This window comes from Cryobacterium sp. TMB3-10 (genome assembly GCF_004402305.1).
GTDB lineage: Bacteria > Actinomycetota > Actinomycetes > Actinomycetales > Microbacteriaceae > Cryobacterium > Cryobacterium zongtaii.
The window spans coordinates 1-14,973 of sequence record NZ_SOGH01000021.1 but is presented as its reverse complement, the minus strand read 5'-3'; the positions used below and the strand labels follow the sequence as shown (position 1 = coordinate 14,973).

Here is a 14,973-nt window from a genome sequence, read left to right as displayed (position 1 = left end):
ACACGTGCCGAAGTTGTCTGCAGGCGTGGCGAATGGCCTCACCGGGAGGAACTCGACCTAACCTAGTAGGCATGGCCAGATCCCACCTCACTCTAGCCGCGTTGGCCACCAATGCAGTGCCGGAGCTCGACGTCGCCCACGCCCGAAACCACAGTCTCGGCGGCGGCGGGTTGTTCGACTCTGCCTTGCTGATCACCCGCGATGAGAAGGAACTGATCATCAGGGTTCCCACGTCGCAGGCGGCCGAAACCGAGCAGTCAGCCGACCTCGTGGCGTTGCGCGCTCTGACGACGGGCAACCGCAGCAGGCTGCCGTTCGACGTGCCGGTGTTCGTGGGCCAGGCGCCGTTCGAAGGCACCAGGGCTGTGGTCTACGAGCGTCTGCCCGGCGCCTCGTACGATGCGGATGCGCTCACCGGGCATGAGGGAGTGTCCGGGTCGATCGGCCGCGCGATCGCCGCCATCCACGGGCTGCCGTCGGCATTCATCGGCGACGCCGGCCTCGTGCAGCAGAGCGCCCAGGATTGCCGCACCGCCACCATCGACCTGATCGACCGGGCCGCGAACACCGGCAAGCTGCCCGCAGCGCTGCTGCGGCGCTGGGAACTCGCCACCGACGACAACGCTCTCTGGCAGTTCGCGCCGACGGTGATCCACGGGTCACTCACCGCGGAGTCCTTCCTGATCAGCGACGACGCCGTGTGTGGGGTGCTCGGCTGGTCTGGACTCTGTGTCGGCGACCCGGCCCGCGACCTGAACTGGTTGCTCGCCGCGCGCGGTGACGCCGCCGAGACTGCCGTGGCCACCTACACCGCAGCGCGGCAGGGCAACGACCCGCTGATCACCCAGCGGGCGATGCTCTACGCCGAGCTGGAACTGGCCCGCTGGCTGCTGCACGGCGTCGACACCCACGACGAGGCCATCGTCGACGACGCGGTGTCGATGCTGGACGGTCTGGTCGACAACGTGCACAGCCACACCATGAACTCGCTCTCCCCCGATACCGGGCCCATCCTCAGCGTCTCCGACGTCGAGTCGATGCTCAAGGACACCCCGCGCACCCAGGCCACCGGGTCCGCCGGTCGCAACAGCGACGACAACTCCGAGTACGGCACCAGCGAGTTCGCCGACACCGGCTCGTTCAGCAGGGTCACCAGCTTCGACGGCACCGGTTTCGACGGTGCCGGGTTCGATACCGGTTACGGCGACGACTCGACGGGTCCGATCCCCACGGTCGACGGCACGGCAGACGGCCGCGCGGACGACCCGGCCACCGACGACCACGCCGCCAGAAGGTCCTCCTCCGAGTAGAGCCGCTCGGGTGCGACGATGCGGTCGTCCGCGACGAAGTAGAAGACAGCGTCGACGCTGGCCGGGTCGATGCCCTTCCAGCGGGCGTAAGCGAGCCGGTACAGGGCCAGCTGGGTCTGCTTGAGTTCGAGGTCGGCGGCGTCCTTGGGCGCCTTGCCGGTCTTCCAGTCCACCACCTGATAGCCGGTGGGGGTCTTGTAGACGGCGTCGAGTTTGCAGATGAAGACCTGATCACCCAGCACGTGGTGGATCTCGATCTCCACCTCCTCGGGTGCCAGCGTCGCCCAGGGTGACCTCTCGAAGGTGGCCTTGAACCGGTCCAGCTGTTCCAGCTCGAGCGGCATCCCGTCACCGGTGTCGATGTCGATGTCGGTGTCGGGGTCCACGTCGAGTTCGTCCGGCCCGACGTCGATGAGGTCGCCGGCCGACGCCCCGGTGGAGCGCTGTTCGACCCAGGAATGGAACAGGGTGCCCAGGCGGGTGGCCCGGTATGGGCGCTCCGGCATCGGCCGGCGCAGCCTGGCGAGCACCGCGGCGGGGTCGTCGACGTAGTCCTTGAACCGGGAGGCCGGGATGCGGGTGGGCACGCCGAGGACGCCGGGTCCGGCCAGGCGTTGGGCGCGTTCGGCCAGCAGCAGGGTCACCTCCCTAGACCAGGGCGTTTCGATGCGGGCGCCGTCGTCTTCGGCATCCGTGCCCGTGTCATCGTGCGCGCGCACCAGGGCAGCGGCGGCCTCGACCACGGGGCGGCGGGTGCCGAGCGGGTCGAACGGCCACACCTCGGTGGCGTCTTGGTCCGTCTGCGGCTTCTCGTCGAACTCGCTGCCCTCCGGCAGGGCGTCGATGAGACCCGCCTCGGCCAGTTCGAGCAGGTACCGGCTGGCCTTCCGCACGGTCGTGCCGCCGCCCCAGAACGCCCCGGTGAGCAGCAACTGCTGCTGGGCGCGGGTGGTGGCCACGTAGATCAGCCGGCGTTCCTCGGCGTCGTGCCGGTCGGCGAGCTGCTCTTTGTACTGCTCGAAATCGATGTCGAACGACATCTGGGTCTCATGGCCGAGGCGTTTGAGTTCCGGCAGCTCCGCCCGGTCGCCCCGGCAGGGGTAGGGCAGTTCACCGAAGCGCAACCAGCCGGAGACCTCGCGGGACGGGGCGGGCAGGTTCTTCTCGGTGAGGCCGGGGATGGCCACATAGTCCCACTCCAGTCCCTTGGAGCCGTGGATGGTGAGGAGCTGCACCGTGCCCGGTTCGGCGGCCTCGCCGCGCGGGCCGAGGTCGTCCTGGCGTTCGGCGCGGGCCAGCCAGCGCAGGAAGCTGGCCAGGGTGCCCTGCTCGTCGCTGTCCAGGAACGCCGAAACGGCATCGTGGAAGGCATACAGGTTGGCCAGGGCCCGGCCGTGGCTCTCGTTGGCGACCAGTTCCAGGTCGAGCAGGGTTTCCTGTTCGATCAAACGCACGAAGTCGAGCAGGCCCAGGCCCGAACGGCTGCGGAGCCAGGCCAGCTGCCGGCCGGCCTGGCGCAGGCGCTGCCGGCCGTCGTCGCTGAAGGCGGCCAGTTGGCCGTGCGATTCGGGTGCGGAGGCCACAAAATCCAGCGCGTCCACGAGCGACCGGCTCTCCTCGGTGGCCACGGAGGCGCGCAGCTTGGCCTTGAGTTCGTCGGTCACGGCCTTCTGCGCCCAGTCGTGCGTGGCCAGCCAGCCCGCCACACCGGAGAGGGCCTGCAGGTCGCGCACGCCGATCCGCCAGCGGCCGCCGGTGAGCAGCCGGATCAGGTCGCTGCCGGCGGACGGGTCGTGCACCACGCGTAGCACGGCGAGTACGTCGGCCACTTCCGGGGTCGACAGCAGGCCGCCGAGGCCGAGCACGTGCGCGGGCACACCGTGTTCGCGCAGCACCTCGGCGTAGAACTCCATGTCGCGGCGGGCGCGGAACAGCATCGCGCCGGACTCGGGCTCAGCATCCACGCCGGCCGGCGCCGTGCCGAGCCTGGCGGCGAACCAGCGGGCGATCGCGGCGGCCTCGTCGGCGATGCTCTCGTACATTGCCGCGTCTACTCGGCCGGCGGCCTTGCCCGGCGGCACCTTGAGGGTCTCCACCTGAATGCCGTTGGGCCGGGCGCGCAGCTGCGCGCTCAGGGGCGCGACCAGGGCGTTGGCGGTCTCGAGCACGGTGACCGGGTTGCGCCAGGTGAACGAGAGCGACATCGACGGCGCCTCGGTGTTGGCCAGAGCAGCGAAGTCGGTGGAGAAGCCGAGCAGGTTCGCGGAGCTCGCGCCCCGCCAACCGTAGATGGACTGGTGCGGGTCGCCGACGGCCATCACCGGGTGGTGGGCGAACAGGGTGCGCAACAGCTCGGTCTGCAGCACCGAGGTGTCCTGGTACTCGTCGAGCAACACGATGCGGTACTGCTCGCGGTAGCGGGCCACCACGGCCGGCACCTTGCGGCAGACCTGCAGGGCCAGGGCCACCTGATCGGAGAATTCGATCAGGCCCTGGCGGCGTTTCTCGGCCCCGTAGGCAGCCGCCAGCTCGGCCAGCACCGGCAACGGAGCGACGGCACTGATGGCCTCCAGCACCGAGTCGTAGGCCTTCTTCTTACGCGGGTTGCCGAAGGGCAGGTCGGCGAGGTAGCCGAAGCTGTTCGCCAGGCGCGCGAGGTCGTGCGGCACCGGCTCCTCGCCGGGCACGAACGGGGGCGGGTTCTCGGCCAGGGCGCGGCTGAGCGAGAGCACAGCGTCGGTGACGGCGTCGACGCCCTTGCCGTACTGCACGAGCCGGCCGTCGCCGTTGGCCACGACCACCCGGCGGGCGAGCAGCCAGGCGCTGGTTTCGCTGAGCAGCACCGATTCGGGTTCGCGGCCGAGCAGCAGCGCGTTGTCGGTGAACAGCCGGCTGGCGAACGAGTTGTAGGTGGAGACCGCGGGGGCGTTGAACAGGTCGGCGGAGTCGAGGCTATGCATGGAGCCGGGTGCCGGCGGTGCGGTATCCGCATCGGCGCTCGTGGGCATCAGCCCGGCCTCGCTGAGCTGGCGGATGCGATCGTTGATGCGTTCAGCGAGCTCGCCGGCGGCCTTGCGGGTGAAGGTGAGCCCGAGGATCTGGTCCGGCCTGGCATGCCCGTTGGCCAGCAGCCAGAGCACCCGGTTGGCCATGGTCTCGGTCTTGCCACTGCCGGCACCGGCCACCACCAGGGTGGGCGTGAGGGGCGCCTCGATCACGGCCTGCTGCTCGCCTGTGGGCGGGAACATCTTCAGCGCCGCGGCGATGTCGAGGGCGGAGACCGCCCTGTTCTGAGAAGACGGGGTACTCATGAGCTGACCTGCTTGATGACGTGGATCCGGCACGAGCCGTAGGAGCGGGGGTTGAGGCAGTGGTCGGCGATCTCGGCCACGAAGGTGGCGCCGCCCATGCCTGCGGCGTCGTCGGTGACCCTGGTGGTGAAGGCCGCCAGTTCGTCCGGACTGAAGGCCGGCTGGGTGGGATTGCGGTAGTTCTGCTTCTGGGTGCCGGAGGACACGATCACCAGGCGCGCGCCGGCCAGCTCCATGCCGGGTTCGAGGCCGTCGATGACACCGGCCGAGAAGGCCAACTGGTAGGCGCCGAGCTGCGGGTGCTCGGCCACCCCGGTGTCGCTGGTCGGGTCGCCCTTGCCGGTCTTCAGGTCCACGATCACGGCGCGGCCGTCCGGCAGCCTCTCCACCCTGTCGATGGTGCCGGAGAGCACGGCGCCGTCCAGCTCCAGGGCGAACCGGCCCTCGGCACTGAGCAGTCGGGTGCCGTCGCGGGCACCGTCGCCGAGGTACGCGGCGAGCCTGTCGGTGAGTTCGCGGGCCTGGGTCTTCTGCACCCTGGACTGCCAGTCGGCGTCGAAGACGAGTTCGTCCCAGCGGGCCTCGACGCCGGCCCAGAGCGCGTCGGCGGTGATCCCGGCCGGGTCCGGCGTGCGGGCCGGGTCGGTGGCGTCTTCCATCACCTTGTGGATGATGGTGCCGAGGTTGGCCGCGGTGCTGGAGTCGCCGCCGCCGATCTGGCCGATCAGCCAGTGCAGCGGGCAGGTTTCGAACGCGCTCATCCGCGACGGCGACACGCGCACGGGTCCGTCGCCGGCCTCGGGATCGTTGAGCGGCCGGACCGTGCTGGCCGGGCGGAGGCCGTACCAGTCGTCGGGTGACGCGCCGGGCACCTTCTCGCCGGCCAGGCGGGCGAGGGTGGCGGCGGCATCCGTGGCCCTGGCCGGCAACACGGCGGGCAGCGCGGCGACGGGGTCGGCTTCGGTCCCGTCGGCGGGCTGCAGCCGGGGTCGCAGGGTCTGGGTGAGGTCCCGGCGGAGGCGCCCGACCAACCCGCGCAGCGACAGCGGGTACCGGGCCAGCGGGGCGGGGTCGGGCTGCGGCAGCAGGCGCAGGAACGCGGAGGGCTGGTTCTCGTCGTTGTCGACGGCGGTCACCAGCAGCTCGGTGGTGCTGCGGGAGGCGGCCTGGGCGAACATCCGCAGCTCGTCGTGCAGCACACTCGTGCGGGCGCCGGCCGGGTCGGGGGTCTCCCCGGCTGCCAGCAGGGCCAGGTCGCCGGCTCCGAGCAGCGAACCGCGGATGCGCAGGTCGGGCCAGACGTTCTCCTGCACTCCGGCGAGCACGACCAGGTCGAAGTCGCGGCCGATGGTGCCGCTGGGGGTGGACACGAGCACGGACTCGGCCAGGGCGCGGGGGGCGAGGGTGTCTTCGGGCACATCGGTGTCGACGAGGTGTTCGACGAAGAGCACGGGCGGGGCCGCCGGGGTGCGTTCGACGAAGCGCTGCGCGGCGGAGAACAGGGCCACGACGGCGTCGAGGTTGTGGTTGGCCTCGTCGGCGTCGATGCCGGTGCCGGTGGACTGCTCGGCCCAGGCCGGGGCGAGGCCGCTGCGCTGCCAGAGGCCCCAGAGCAGTTCCTCGATGGTGGCGCCGGCGGCGTAGGCGGTGCGGGTCTGCCGGAGGTTCTTGGCGCAGGATGCGGCGCGCCGGGCGGTGCGGTTGTCGATGCGCTCGAGCAGGGCCGGGCTGTGGAAGACCTCCACGAGCAGGTCGTCCGCGCTGCGGGCGCCGTCGGCGGTGAGTTCCTCGTGGCTGAGTTCCTGTTGGCGCAGCGCCGCGCGCAGCCGTCGCAGGGTGATCGGGTCGAGGCCGCCGAGCGGGCCGCGGAGCAGGTCCACCGCCGCGTCGGCGTCGAGCGGGCGGCGGCCCAGGGTGATGTCGAGGGCGAGGACGAAGGCGCGCACGGCCGGTTCGTCGCGGAGGGCGGTCTGCGCGGCGGCCACCTGGGTGGGCACCTCGAGCGCGGCCAGCCCCTTGGACAGCGCCGGCACGAGCGCGCCGGTGCGCACGATCACGGCCATCCGCCCCCAGGGCAGGCCGTCGAGCACGTGGCGTTCGCGCAGGCGCCGGGCGATCACGGCGAGCTGGTCGGCGGGGCTGGCGGTGACGACGGTCTGCACGGCGGTCGGCGCGGCGGCGGTTTCCGGAGTGGTCGGTGCGAGCTCGGCGCTGCCGGCCGCGCGTTGGGTGCCGGCGGCGGCGGCGCCGATCCGCCCGGTGAACTCGCGGATGACCGCGCGCAGCTCGGTGCCGTGCCGGTACACGGTGTCGAGGGTGAGGGTGGCCACGTCGGGCAGCCGCAGGTAGTGGCCGAGCCGGCCGAGGGCATCCGGGTGGGCGCCGCGGAACGACCCTGTGCTCAGGTCGGGGTCGCCGAACGCCACGATCGTGACGCCACGGGCGGCGAACTGGGCCAGCAGCGCCAGGGTGGACTCGGTGGCCTCCTGGGCGTCGTCGAGCACGATGAGTTTGAGCGCACCGAGCGGGCCGAGCGGGTTGTTCGGCGTCACGGCGGCCAGGGTCGTGGGTCCGGCGGTGCCCGCCGGCCTGGCGGGCAGGCGCGGGGCATCCTGCACGATCGCCGCGGCGAACTGCACGAGCTCGGTGGAGTCGAACTGGCCGGGCCGGCTCTGGTCCTTGATGTCCTGGTAGTCGTCGATGAAGGCGGCCGCGGCGGCCCACTCCGGGCGGTCGTTCGCGGCGGCGAGGGTGGCCAGCCGTGCCGGGGTGACGCCGTACTCCACGGCGCGCATCATCAGGTCGCGCAGTTCGGTGCGGAAGCCGCGCAGACTGCGCACCTCGGCGTCGAGCGGGCTCGGCCAGGCCGGTCCGGTGCCGGAGGCGATGTCGCCGGCCAGGATCTCGGCGATGATCTGGTCCTGCTCGCCGCCGGTGAGCAGGGTCGGGCTGGTGCGGCCGGCCGCCACCTCGGCATCCCGCACGATCTGGAAGGCCACGGAGTTCATGGTGCGAGCCAGCGGGCCGTTGGTGGGCACCCTGAGGCGCAGGGCCAGCCTGTCGCGAAGCACCGTGGCGCCGGTGCGGGTGGGCACCAGCACCAGCACTTCGCTGGGCGAGATTCCGTGGGTCAGCACCCGGTCGGCGACGAACTCGACGAGGGTGTGGGTCTTGCCAGAGCCCGGGGCGCCTATCACGGCGGCCGACCTGTCCAGGCCCAGGCGCAGGACGGCCTCCTGGGAGGCATCCAGGCCGAGGGTACGGCCGGGCACACCCGGTTCGGCCGACCACGCCGGTGTCTCAGCAGCGTCGGAGACGGCGGGATCGTCGAGCAGTTCGGACACCGGGTTCATCACGGTCCAACGGTAACGGGTTGCGCCGACAGTGAACGTGGCGGGCCGAGCATGGGGCATGTCGTAATCTGAGCGGGTAGGCAACCGAAAGGCGCATCCGTGGACATTCGCATTGGCATTTTCAACTCCCCCCGGGAGATCAGCTTCGAGACGGCCCAGCCCGCCAACGAGATCGAGGAGACCGTCGCGGCCGCCCTCGCGGGGCAGACCGGGTACCTCAAGCTCAGTGACAAGAAGGGGCACGTATACATCGTCCCCACCATCGGCCTCGCCTACGTCGAGCTGGGCTCTGAGTCCTCCCGCCGCGTCGGCTTCGTAGCCTAAACCTGCGATGGAGCTCCTGTTCGTCGCCCTCGGCGGCGCGCTGCTCGGGCTGGCGGCTCGGTACGCCCTGCCCCGTCGCCTCACGCACGGTTCCGTGTTGGTGCCGGCGGTGGGTACCGGTGTCGCGTCGCTGGTCTGGGTCGTGCTGACCTGGCTCGGCTGGGCGTGGGACGGCGGCTGGATCTGGTGGGTGTCCTTCGTGGTCGCTGCCATCGCCGCCGTCGTGGTGGATGTGGTTCTGGGCCGTCGCCGCGAGGCCGCGGACCTGGCGATGCTGCACAGGATCAGCAGGACCGGGCTGCCGGCGTAACGTCAGCTGACGAAAAGACCCTCATCGATCTCGATGAGGGTCTTTTTCGCATGGCCGCGAGCGGATGTCACGCGGTGAGGCCGAGGCCGTCCATCCGGCGGGTGTGCGCGGCGATCAGCTCGGTGAAGACCGGTTCGATGCGGGAGTCCTGCGTCACCGCCATGGCCGATCGTGCCACGAGCAGGGTGTCGCCGACCAGGCGTCGACCCCACAGTGCCAGGCGGGATTCGAGCGCCGGCTGCGCGGCGATGGCCGCGGCCAGCTCGTGCACCAGGACGTCGGCACCGCCGTGCTCGCCGAGCAAGTGGGCGATGCGCGGGCCGACATCGCCGGGCAACGCGTCGGAGAGCCTGATGAAGAAGTCGTCGAGCAGGCCACCGGTCAGGTAGCAGCTGAGCAGCAGCTCCTGCCAGTCCTCGCCCGCGGTGATCGCGCGAAAGTTATCCAGTGCGGGAACGAACGGGCCCATCACACTGGCCGGTTCACCATCACGACGGCGGATCTCCTCGATGAGTCCGTGGTGCTTCGACAGCGCACGCCCGGCGGCCAGGCTCAGGCCCTCCTTGGCGGCGAGGGTGGGCGCCGTGATGACCGCCGTCGACAGGCTCTCGAACATGCCCAGTTCGAAATAGGCGGCCTGCCCGAGGTAGGTGAGCAGGTCCGGCACCAGTTCGGTGATGTCCACCTTCGTGGTGGCGCGCCGGTCGCCCCGGGCCGACAGCCGCGGCGTCTCTGCCCGTTTCGGGCGTTCACCTAACCAGGAGATCACTTGCCAAGCATAGGTCCACGTCCCCGGCTTCGTTGCGAATAACGTGCCTGGTGCGGTGCGCCCACGGGCTGTTGCCCAGGGCCGCACTATAGTCTGGTGTCATTCACCGGCGCAGGATCGGTGGACTTGCGCCTGAGGCAAAGACGGGCGCATCCCGCTTCGAGCTAGACAGGCAACCATAACGTGACCTTTTCCGAACTCAATATCGACCAGGACATGGTCGAGGCTCTCGCCGCCAAGGGCATCCTCGAACCGTTCCCCATCCAGACCCAGACGATCCCCCTCGCCCTCAGCGGCCAGGACATCATCGGCCAGGCCAAGACCGGTACCGGCAAGACCCTGGGCTTCGGTCTGCCGCTGATCCAGCGTCTCGGCCTCAACCCCGAGCCCGGTGTGCAGGCGCTCGTCGTCGTGCCCACCCGCGAGCTGTGCGTCCAGGTCAGTGAAGACCTCGAACTCGCCGCGAGCAACCGTGGCACCACCATCGTCTCCATCTACGGCGGCAAGGCCTACGAGGGCCAGATCGAGCAGCTCAAGGCCGGCGCGCAGATCGTCGTCGGCACCCCCGGGCGTCTGCTCGACCTCGCCAGCCAGCGCCTGCTCAGCCTCGCCAACGTGCGCGAGATGGTGCTCGACGAGGCCGACAAGATGCTCGACCTCGGCTTCCTCGCCGACATCGAGAAGCTGTTCTCGCAGACGCCGTCCACCCGCCACACGATGCTGTTCTCGGCCACCATGCCGGGCCCGATCGTGGCGCTGGCCCGCCGGTTCATGACCAAGCCCATCCACATCCGTGCGAGCGACCCCGACGAGGGCCTCATGCAGGCCAACATCGAGCACCTCGTGTACCGCGCGCACAACATGGACAAGGACGAGGTCATCGGCCGCATCCTGATGGCAGAAGGTCGCGGCAAGACCGTGATCTTCACCCGCACCAAGCGTGCCGCCGCCAAGCTCGTCGAAGAACTCGGTGACCGTGGCTTCAACGCCACCGCCGTGCACGGCGACCTCAACCAGGAGCAGCGCGAGCGCGCCATGGCGTCGTTCAAGGCCGGCAAGAAAGACATCCTGATCGCCACGGATGTCGCCGCGCGCGGCATCGACGTCGACGACGTCACCCACGTGATCAACCACACGATCCCCGAGGACGAGAAGGCCTACCTGCACCGCGTGGGTCGCACCGGCCGCGCCGGCAAGACCGGCATCGCCGTCACCTTCGTGGACTGGGACGACATGCCCAAGTGGACCCTGATCAACAAGGCCCTCGACTTCGGCACCCCGGAGCCGCAGGAAACCTACTCCTCGTCGCCGCACCTCTACACCGACCTGAAGATCCCCGCCGGGTCGAAGGGCCGCCTGCGTGCGACCCCGATCAAGGAGGCCGTCGCCGGCGCTCCCGCCGGACGCGACTCCGGTCGTGGCGGCCGCAGCGACAGCCGTTCCGGTGGTCGCTCTGACGGTCGCTCCGCCGATCGCTCCGGTTCGGGTCGCTCCGCCGACCAGGCTCCCCGCACCCGCGTGCGCGTGAGCTCGACCACCAACCCGGATGCCCCCGCCGCCACCCCGGCGGCCGGCACCCACGACGGTGGCGGCTCAGAGCACCACGACGGCAACAGTGCGCCACGTCGCCGCAGCCGCACCCGCCGCCGCTCCCCGCAGGCGCCCACCGCATAGCGGGCTCTGCACACCGACTTGCCGCAAACGGCCCCTTGACACCCCGTCAAGGGGCCGTTTGCTTCATCTCGGTGACGGATGCGGTGCCGACTTGCCAGTTGAGGCCTCCTGGGCGTCGCGGACGGGGCACGAACTGTCATGTCACCAGATCGCCGACGTGATGGGCCGGGCGGGCGAGCTCAGTCGGGGTAGACCGGCTCCGAGCCGCGGCCCTCGGCGATGAGCCGCTCGAGCACCTCGGGAGTGGTGGTGTTCTCGCCGAGCCGGTTGGGCTTGCCCTCACCGTGGTAGTCGCTGGAGCCGGTGACGGCCAGGCCGTACTTCACGGCGAGCATGGTCAGCCGGGCGGTGGCCTCCGGCTTGTTCTCGCGGTGCCGAAGCTCCAGACCGAACAGACCGGCATCCACCAGGGCCGCCAGCCGGCTCTCTGCCATCACGTCGGCGACGCCGCGGGTGGCCGGATGGGCGATCACGGGCACTCCCCCGGCCGCACGCACCAGGGCCACCGCACGTAACGGATCCGGGGCGTAGTGCGGCTGGAAGTAGCCCGCCTCCCAGTGCAGGATCCCGGCGAACGCCTCACTGCGGGTGAGAGCGAGCCCGTTGGCGACCAGGGCGTCGGCGATGTGCGGACGACCCACGGTGCCGCCCGTGGTGGTCTGGGCGAGAACGTCGTCCCAGGTCAGCTCGTAGTCGGCGCCGATGCGGGCCACCATCTGCTCGGCACGGGTGAGCCGGGCCTTCCTGATGTGCGCCGTCTCGGCGACGATCCCGGCATCGGACGGGTCGAACAGGTAGGCCAGCAGGTGGATGCTGGTGTGGCCGACGCGGGTGCTGAACTCCATCCCGGGGATCAGGGTGATGCCCGCTGTCCGGGCGGCGATCGAGGCCTCCGACCAACCCGCCGTGGAGTCGTGGTCGGTGATCGCCACGGTGCCCAGGCCCGCGGCCGCGGCGGCGCGCACGAGCTGCGAAGGCGTCTCGGTGCCGTCGGAGACGCTGGAGTGGGTATGTAGGTCGATCGGACCCGTGGAACGCCGTTCGACTGCCATTCCCCCATGCTAGTTGGCGCGGGAATACAGCTTGGTCGCCTACAGTGACTCATCTATGCTCTCCACGCTCATTCGCACCATCGTCGTGCTCGCAACCTTGGCCTTCCTCACCGTGCTGGCCTGGCCCGCGATCGCCGGGCTACAGAACTCCTGGGTCATCGCGCACGCCGTGTCCTTCCGCGGCCTCGCCGTGGCGGTGGCCATCGCCCTGCTGGCGCTGCTGGCGATTCTGCTGCTCCTTGTGCGGCCGCTGCGCGCCACCACGGCTCTGTTGATGGTGCTCCTGGTAATTTTCGGCGCCGTCAATTCCGGCATCCTGCTGCACCGCGGTCTGGGCTCGGATGCGGCGGCGGCCGTGGCGCCGGAGCCCGCCGACGCGGCGGTCACGGTGCTGAGCTGGAACACCCTCGGCGACGCCCCGGGGGCCGCGGCCATCGCCGACCTCGCCCTCGCCGAGGAGGCCGATGTGCTCACCCTCCCCGAGACGACCGAGGAAACCGGTGTGCTCATCGCCGAGGCCATGCGTGCCGCCGGCCGGCCGATGTGGGTGCACACCGTCTCCTTCGACCTCATCTCCAAGGCACGGTCGACGACCCTGCTGATCAGCCCGGACCTCGGCGACTACACGGTCACCTCGGCCGCGGGCTCCGGCCCGCCCGGCAACACCAACGTGCTTCCCACCGTCATCGCGGAGCCCGTGGACGGCGCCGGCCCGACGATCATCGCCGTGCACGCCGTCGCCCCGATCCGGTGGGAAATGGCCAACTGGAGATCCGACCTGGACTGGTTGGCCGAGCAGTGCAGCGGCGGGTCCTCCGGCGGCGACGGCGTGATCATGGCCGGCGACTTCAACGCCACGATCGACCACTTCGCCGGGCGGGCCACCTCCGACGGCGCCGTTCTCGGCGACTGCCGGGATGCCGCCGCAGCCACCGGTTCCGGCGGGGTGGGCACCTGGCCGGCCTGGGCGCCCGCCCTGCTCGGGGCCCCCATCGACCACGTCCTGGCCACGCCAGACTGGCGGGTCGAGCGGATGCGCGTGATCGGTACCGAGGACACCGCCGGCAGCGACCACCGTCCCGTCGTGGCCACGCTGTCCCCCGCCACCGAATAGGCAACCGGCGGGCTCCAAGCCGGCGAGTGGGACAATGGAGGAATGGCTGACTCCACCGACACCGCACCCGCACCCACCCCGGCCGCTCCGGCCGCCCGCTCGAACGAGAACCGCTCGACCACGCCGGGCTCCGCGGGGTTCAAGGAGTACATCTCCAGCGGCTGGGCCGACCGCGCCGAAACCGTGCCGCCCGCCCGCGAACAGGCCCCCTTCGCGGCCGCCCGGCGGGAGCGCATCTCCCAGCAGTACCGCGGACACCGCCTGATCGTGCCCGCCGGGCGCCTCAAGCAGCGCGCCAACGACACCGACTACCCGTTCCGCGCCCACTCCGCGTTCGCGCATCTCACCGGTTGGGGCAGCGACTCCGAGCCCGGCGCCGTGCTCGTGTTCGAACCGACCGCCACCGGCCATGAGACCACCGTGTACTTCCGGGAGCGCGCCGGCCGCGACTCCGACGAGTTCTACGCCAACTCCGAGATCGGCGAGTTCTGGATCGGCCCGCGGCCCTCCATCGCCCAGGTCGCCGGCGACCTCGGCATCACCGTGCGCGGCATCGACGGTTTCGCCGACGTACTCCGCCGCGTCGACAGCGAAACCCTGCTCGTGCGCGAGGCAGACCCGTTCCTCACCGGCCAGGTCGACGACGCACGCCTGCGCAACGCCGCCGAGAAGATGATCACCGGCAACGGCTCTGACGCCCCGTTCAGCATCGAGATCAACCACGAGCACGACGCGGATGCCGGTCTCGCCCGCGACCTGTCCGAGCTACGGCTCGTGAAGGACGCCTACGAAATCGGCCAGATGCGCCTGGCCGTGGCGGCCACCGCCCGTGGTTTTGAGGACGTCATCCGCGACCTGCCCCGCTCCAGCACGCACCAGCGTGGTGAGCGTCTGGTCGAGGGTGTCTTCAACACCCGCGCCAGGGCCGACGGCAACACCGTCGGCTACGACACCATCGCGGCTTCCGGCCCGCACGCCTGCATCCTGCACTGGACCCGCAACGACGGCCCGGTTCTGTCCGGAGACGTCATGCTGCTGGATGCCGGTGTCGAGGTGGACAGCTACTACACCGCCGACATCACCCGCACCCTGCCGATCGATGGTTCCTTCACCGATGTGCAACGCCGGGTGTACGACGCCGTCCGCGAGGCCGCCGATGCCGCGTTCCTCGTGGCCCGTCCCGGCGCGATCTTCCGGGAGGTGCACGCGGCCGCGATGGCCGTGATCGCCCGGCACACCGCCGACTGGGGCATGCTGCCCGTCACCGCCGAGGAGGCGCTGCGGCCGGAGAACGGCCAGCACCGCCGCTACATGGTGCACGGCACCAGCCACCACCTCGGCCTCGACGTGCACGACTGCGCGCAGGCCCGCCGCGACATGTACATGGACGGCGTGATCGAGGCCGGCATGGTCTTCACGATCGAGCCCGGCCTGTACTTCCAGCCCGACGACCTCACCGTGCCCGCCGAGTACCGGGGCATCGGCGTGCGCATCGAAGACGACATCCTGATCACCGAGACCGGCGCCGAGAACCTCTCCGCCGGCATCCCCCGCGACTCCGCCGCGGTCGAAGCCTGGATGGCGGAGCTGCAGGCCTAGCCGCCCGTCCCCTTCAGGGAGCTAACTGTTCCCGAAGCGGACAATTGGTCCCCTTGGGTTCAGGGGGTCGTTGCAACACCTGATTGATTGAGGTGTTGGTTATGGGTGGTCGTGTTGGGTTTCCGCGTGAGGTTCGTCGTCGGTTCTGGGAGGAGCT

Annotated in this window: 10 protein-coding genes; 6 read left to right on the top strand and 4 right to left on the bottom strand. The window is 70.6% G+C overall.

Features of this window, described 5'->3' with window-relative positions:
- Positions 1-71: 71 nt before the first annotated feature.
- Positions 72-1,310: a phosphotransferase gene (locus tag E3T22_RS11505; RefSeq protein ID WP_088455641.1), complete on the top strand. Its 1,239-nt coding sequence runs from the start codon at positions 72-74 to the stop codon at positions 1,308-1,310.
- Here E3T22_RS11505 and E3T22_RS11500 read toward each other — a convergent pair.
- Together E3T22_RS11500 and E3T22_RS11495 are read right to left on the bottom strand one after the other, a co-directional pair.
- Positions 1,199-4,621 (bottom strand): ATP-dependent DNA helicase, encoded by a 3,423-nt coding sequence (locus tag E3T22_RS11500; RefSeq protein ID WP_134480624.1) that lies wholly within the window; start codon positions 4,619-4,621, stop codon positions 1,199-1,201. The genes E3T22_RS11505 and E3T22_RS11500 overlap by 112 nt on opposite strands.
- A complete protein-coding gene (locus E3T22_RS11495) occupies positions 4,618-8,034 on the bottom strand; it encodes an ATP-dependent DNA helicase (RefSeq protein ID WP_241983670.1) in 3,417 nt (1,138 codons plus the stop codon). Before E3T22_RS11495 ends, E3T22_RS11500 begins: the two co-directional genes overlap by 4 nt.
- A gap of 39 nt (positions 8,035-8,073) precedes the next feature.
- Between E3T22_RS11495 and E3T22_RS11490 the strand changes: the two genes are divergently transcribed.
- Positions 8,074-8,298, top strand: a complete 225-nt coding sequence (locus E3T22_RS11490; RefSeq protein ID WP_088455638.1) for a DUF3107 domain-containing protein — start codon at positions 8,074-8,076, stop codon at positions 8,296-8,298.
- A 7-nt stretch (positions 8,299-8,305) separates the two neighbouring features.
- A complete protein-coding gene (locus E3T22_RS11485) occupies positions 8,306-8,608 on the top strand; it encodes a hypothetical protein (RefSeq protein ID WP_088455637.1) in 303 nt (100 codons plus the stop codon).
- 67 nt (positions 8,609-8,675) lie between these two features.
- Here E3T22_RS11485 and E3T22_RS11480 read toward each other — a convergent pair whose 3' ends face one another.
- Positions 8,676-9,377 carry a ferritin-like fold-containing protein gene (locus E3T22_RS11480; RefSeq protein WP_240632414.1) on the bottom strand — a complete coding sequence of 234 codons (702 nt, stop codon included), beginning with the start codon at positions 9,375-9,377 and terminating at the stop codon, positions 8,676-8,678.
- A 183-nt stretch (positions 9,378-9,560) separates the two neighbouring features.
- Between E3T22_RS11480 and E3T22_RS11475 the strand changes: the two genes are divergently transcribed.
- Complete coding sequence (locus E3T22_RS11475; protein WP_088455636.1) at positions 9,561-11,051, top strand: DEAD/DEAH box helicase; 1,491 nt, start codon at positions 9,561-9,563, stop codon at positions 11,049-11,051.
- Positions 11,052-11,230: 179 nt separating this feature from the next.
- Here the strand turns inward: E3T22_RS11475 and E3T22_RS11470 are convergent, their stop codons facing one another.
- Positions 11,231-12,103 (bottom strand): PHP domain-containing protein, encoded by an 873-nt coding sequence (locus E3T22_RS11470; protein WP_088455635.1) that lies wholly within the window; start codon positions 12,101-12,103, stop codon positions 11,231-11,233.
- Positions 12,104-12,158: 55 nt separating this feature from the next.
- Here E3T22_RS11470 and E3T22_RS11465 point away from each other — a divergent pair, with 55 nt between their 5' ends.
- Together E3T22_RS11465 and E3T22_RS11460 are read left to right on the top strand one after the other, a co-directional pair.
- Positions 12,159-13,217, top strand: coding sequence for an endonuclease/exonuclease/phosphatase family protein (locus E3T22_RS11465; RefSeq protein ID WP_134480623.1), 1,059 nt, complete (start codon positions 12,159-12,161; stop codon positions 13,215-13,217).
- Between the two features lie 42 nt (positions 13,218-13,259).
- Positions 13,260-14,816: an aminopeptidase P family protein gene (locus tag E3T22_RS11460; RefSeq protein WP_088455633.1), complete on the top strand. Its 1,557-nt coding sequence runs from the start codon at positions 13,260-13,262 to the stop codon at positions 14,814-14,816.
- Positions 14,817-14,973 lie beyond the last annotated feature (157 nt).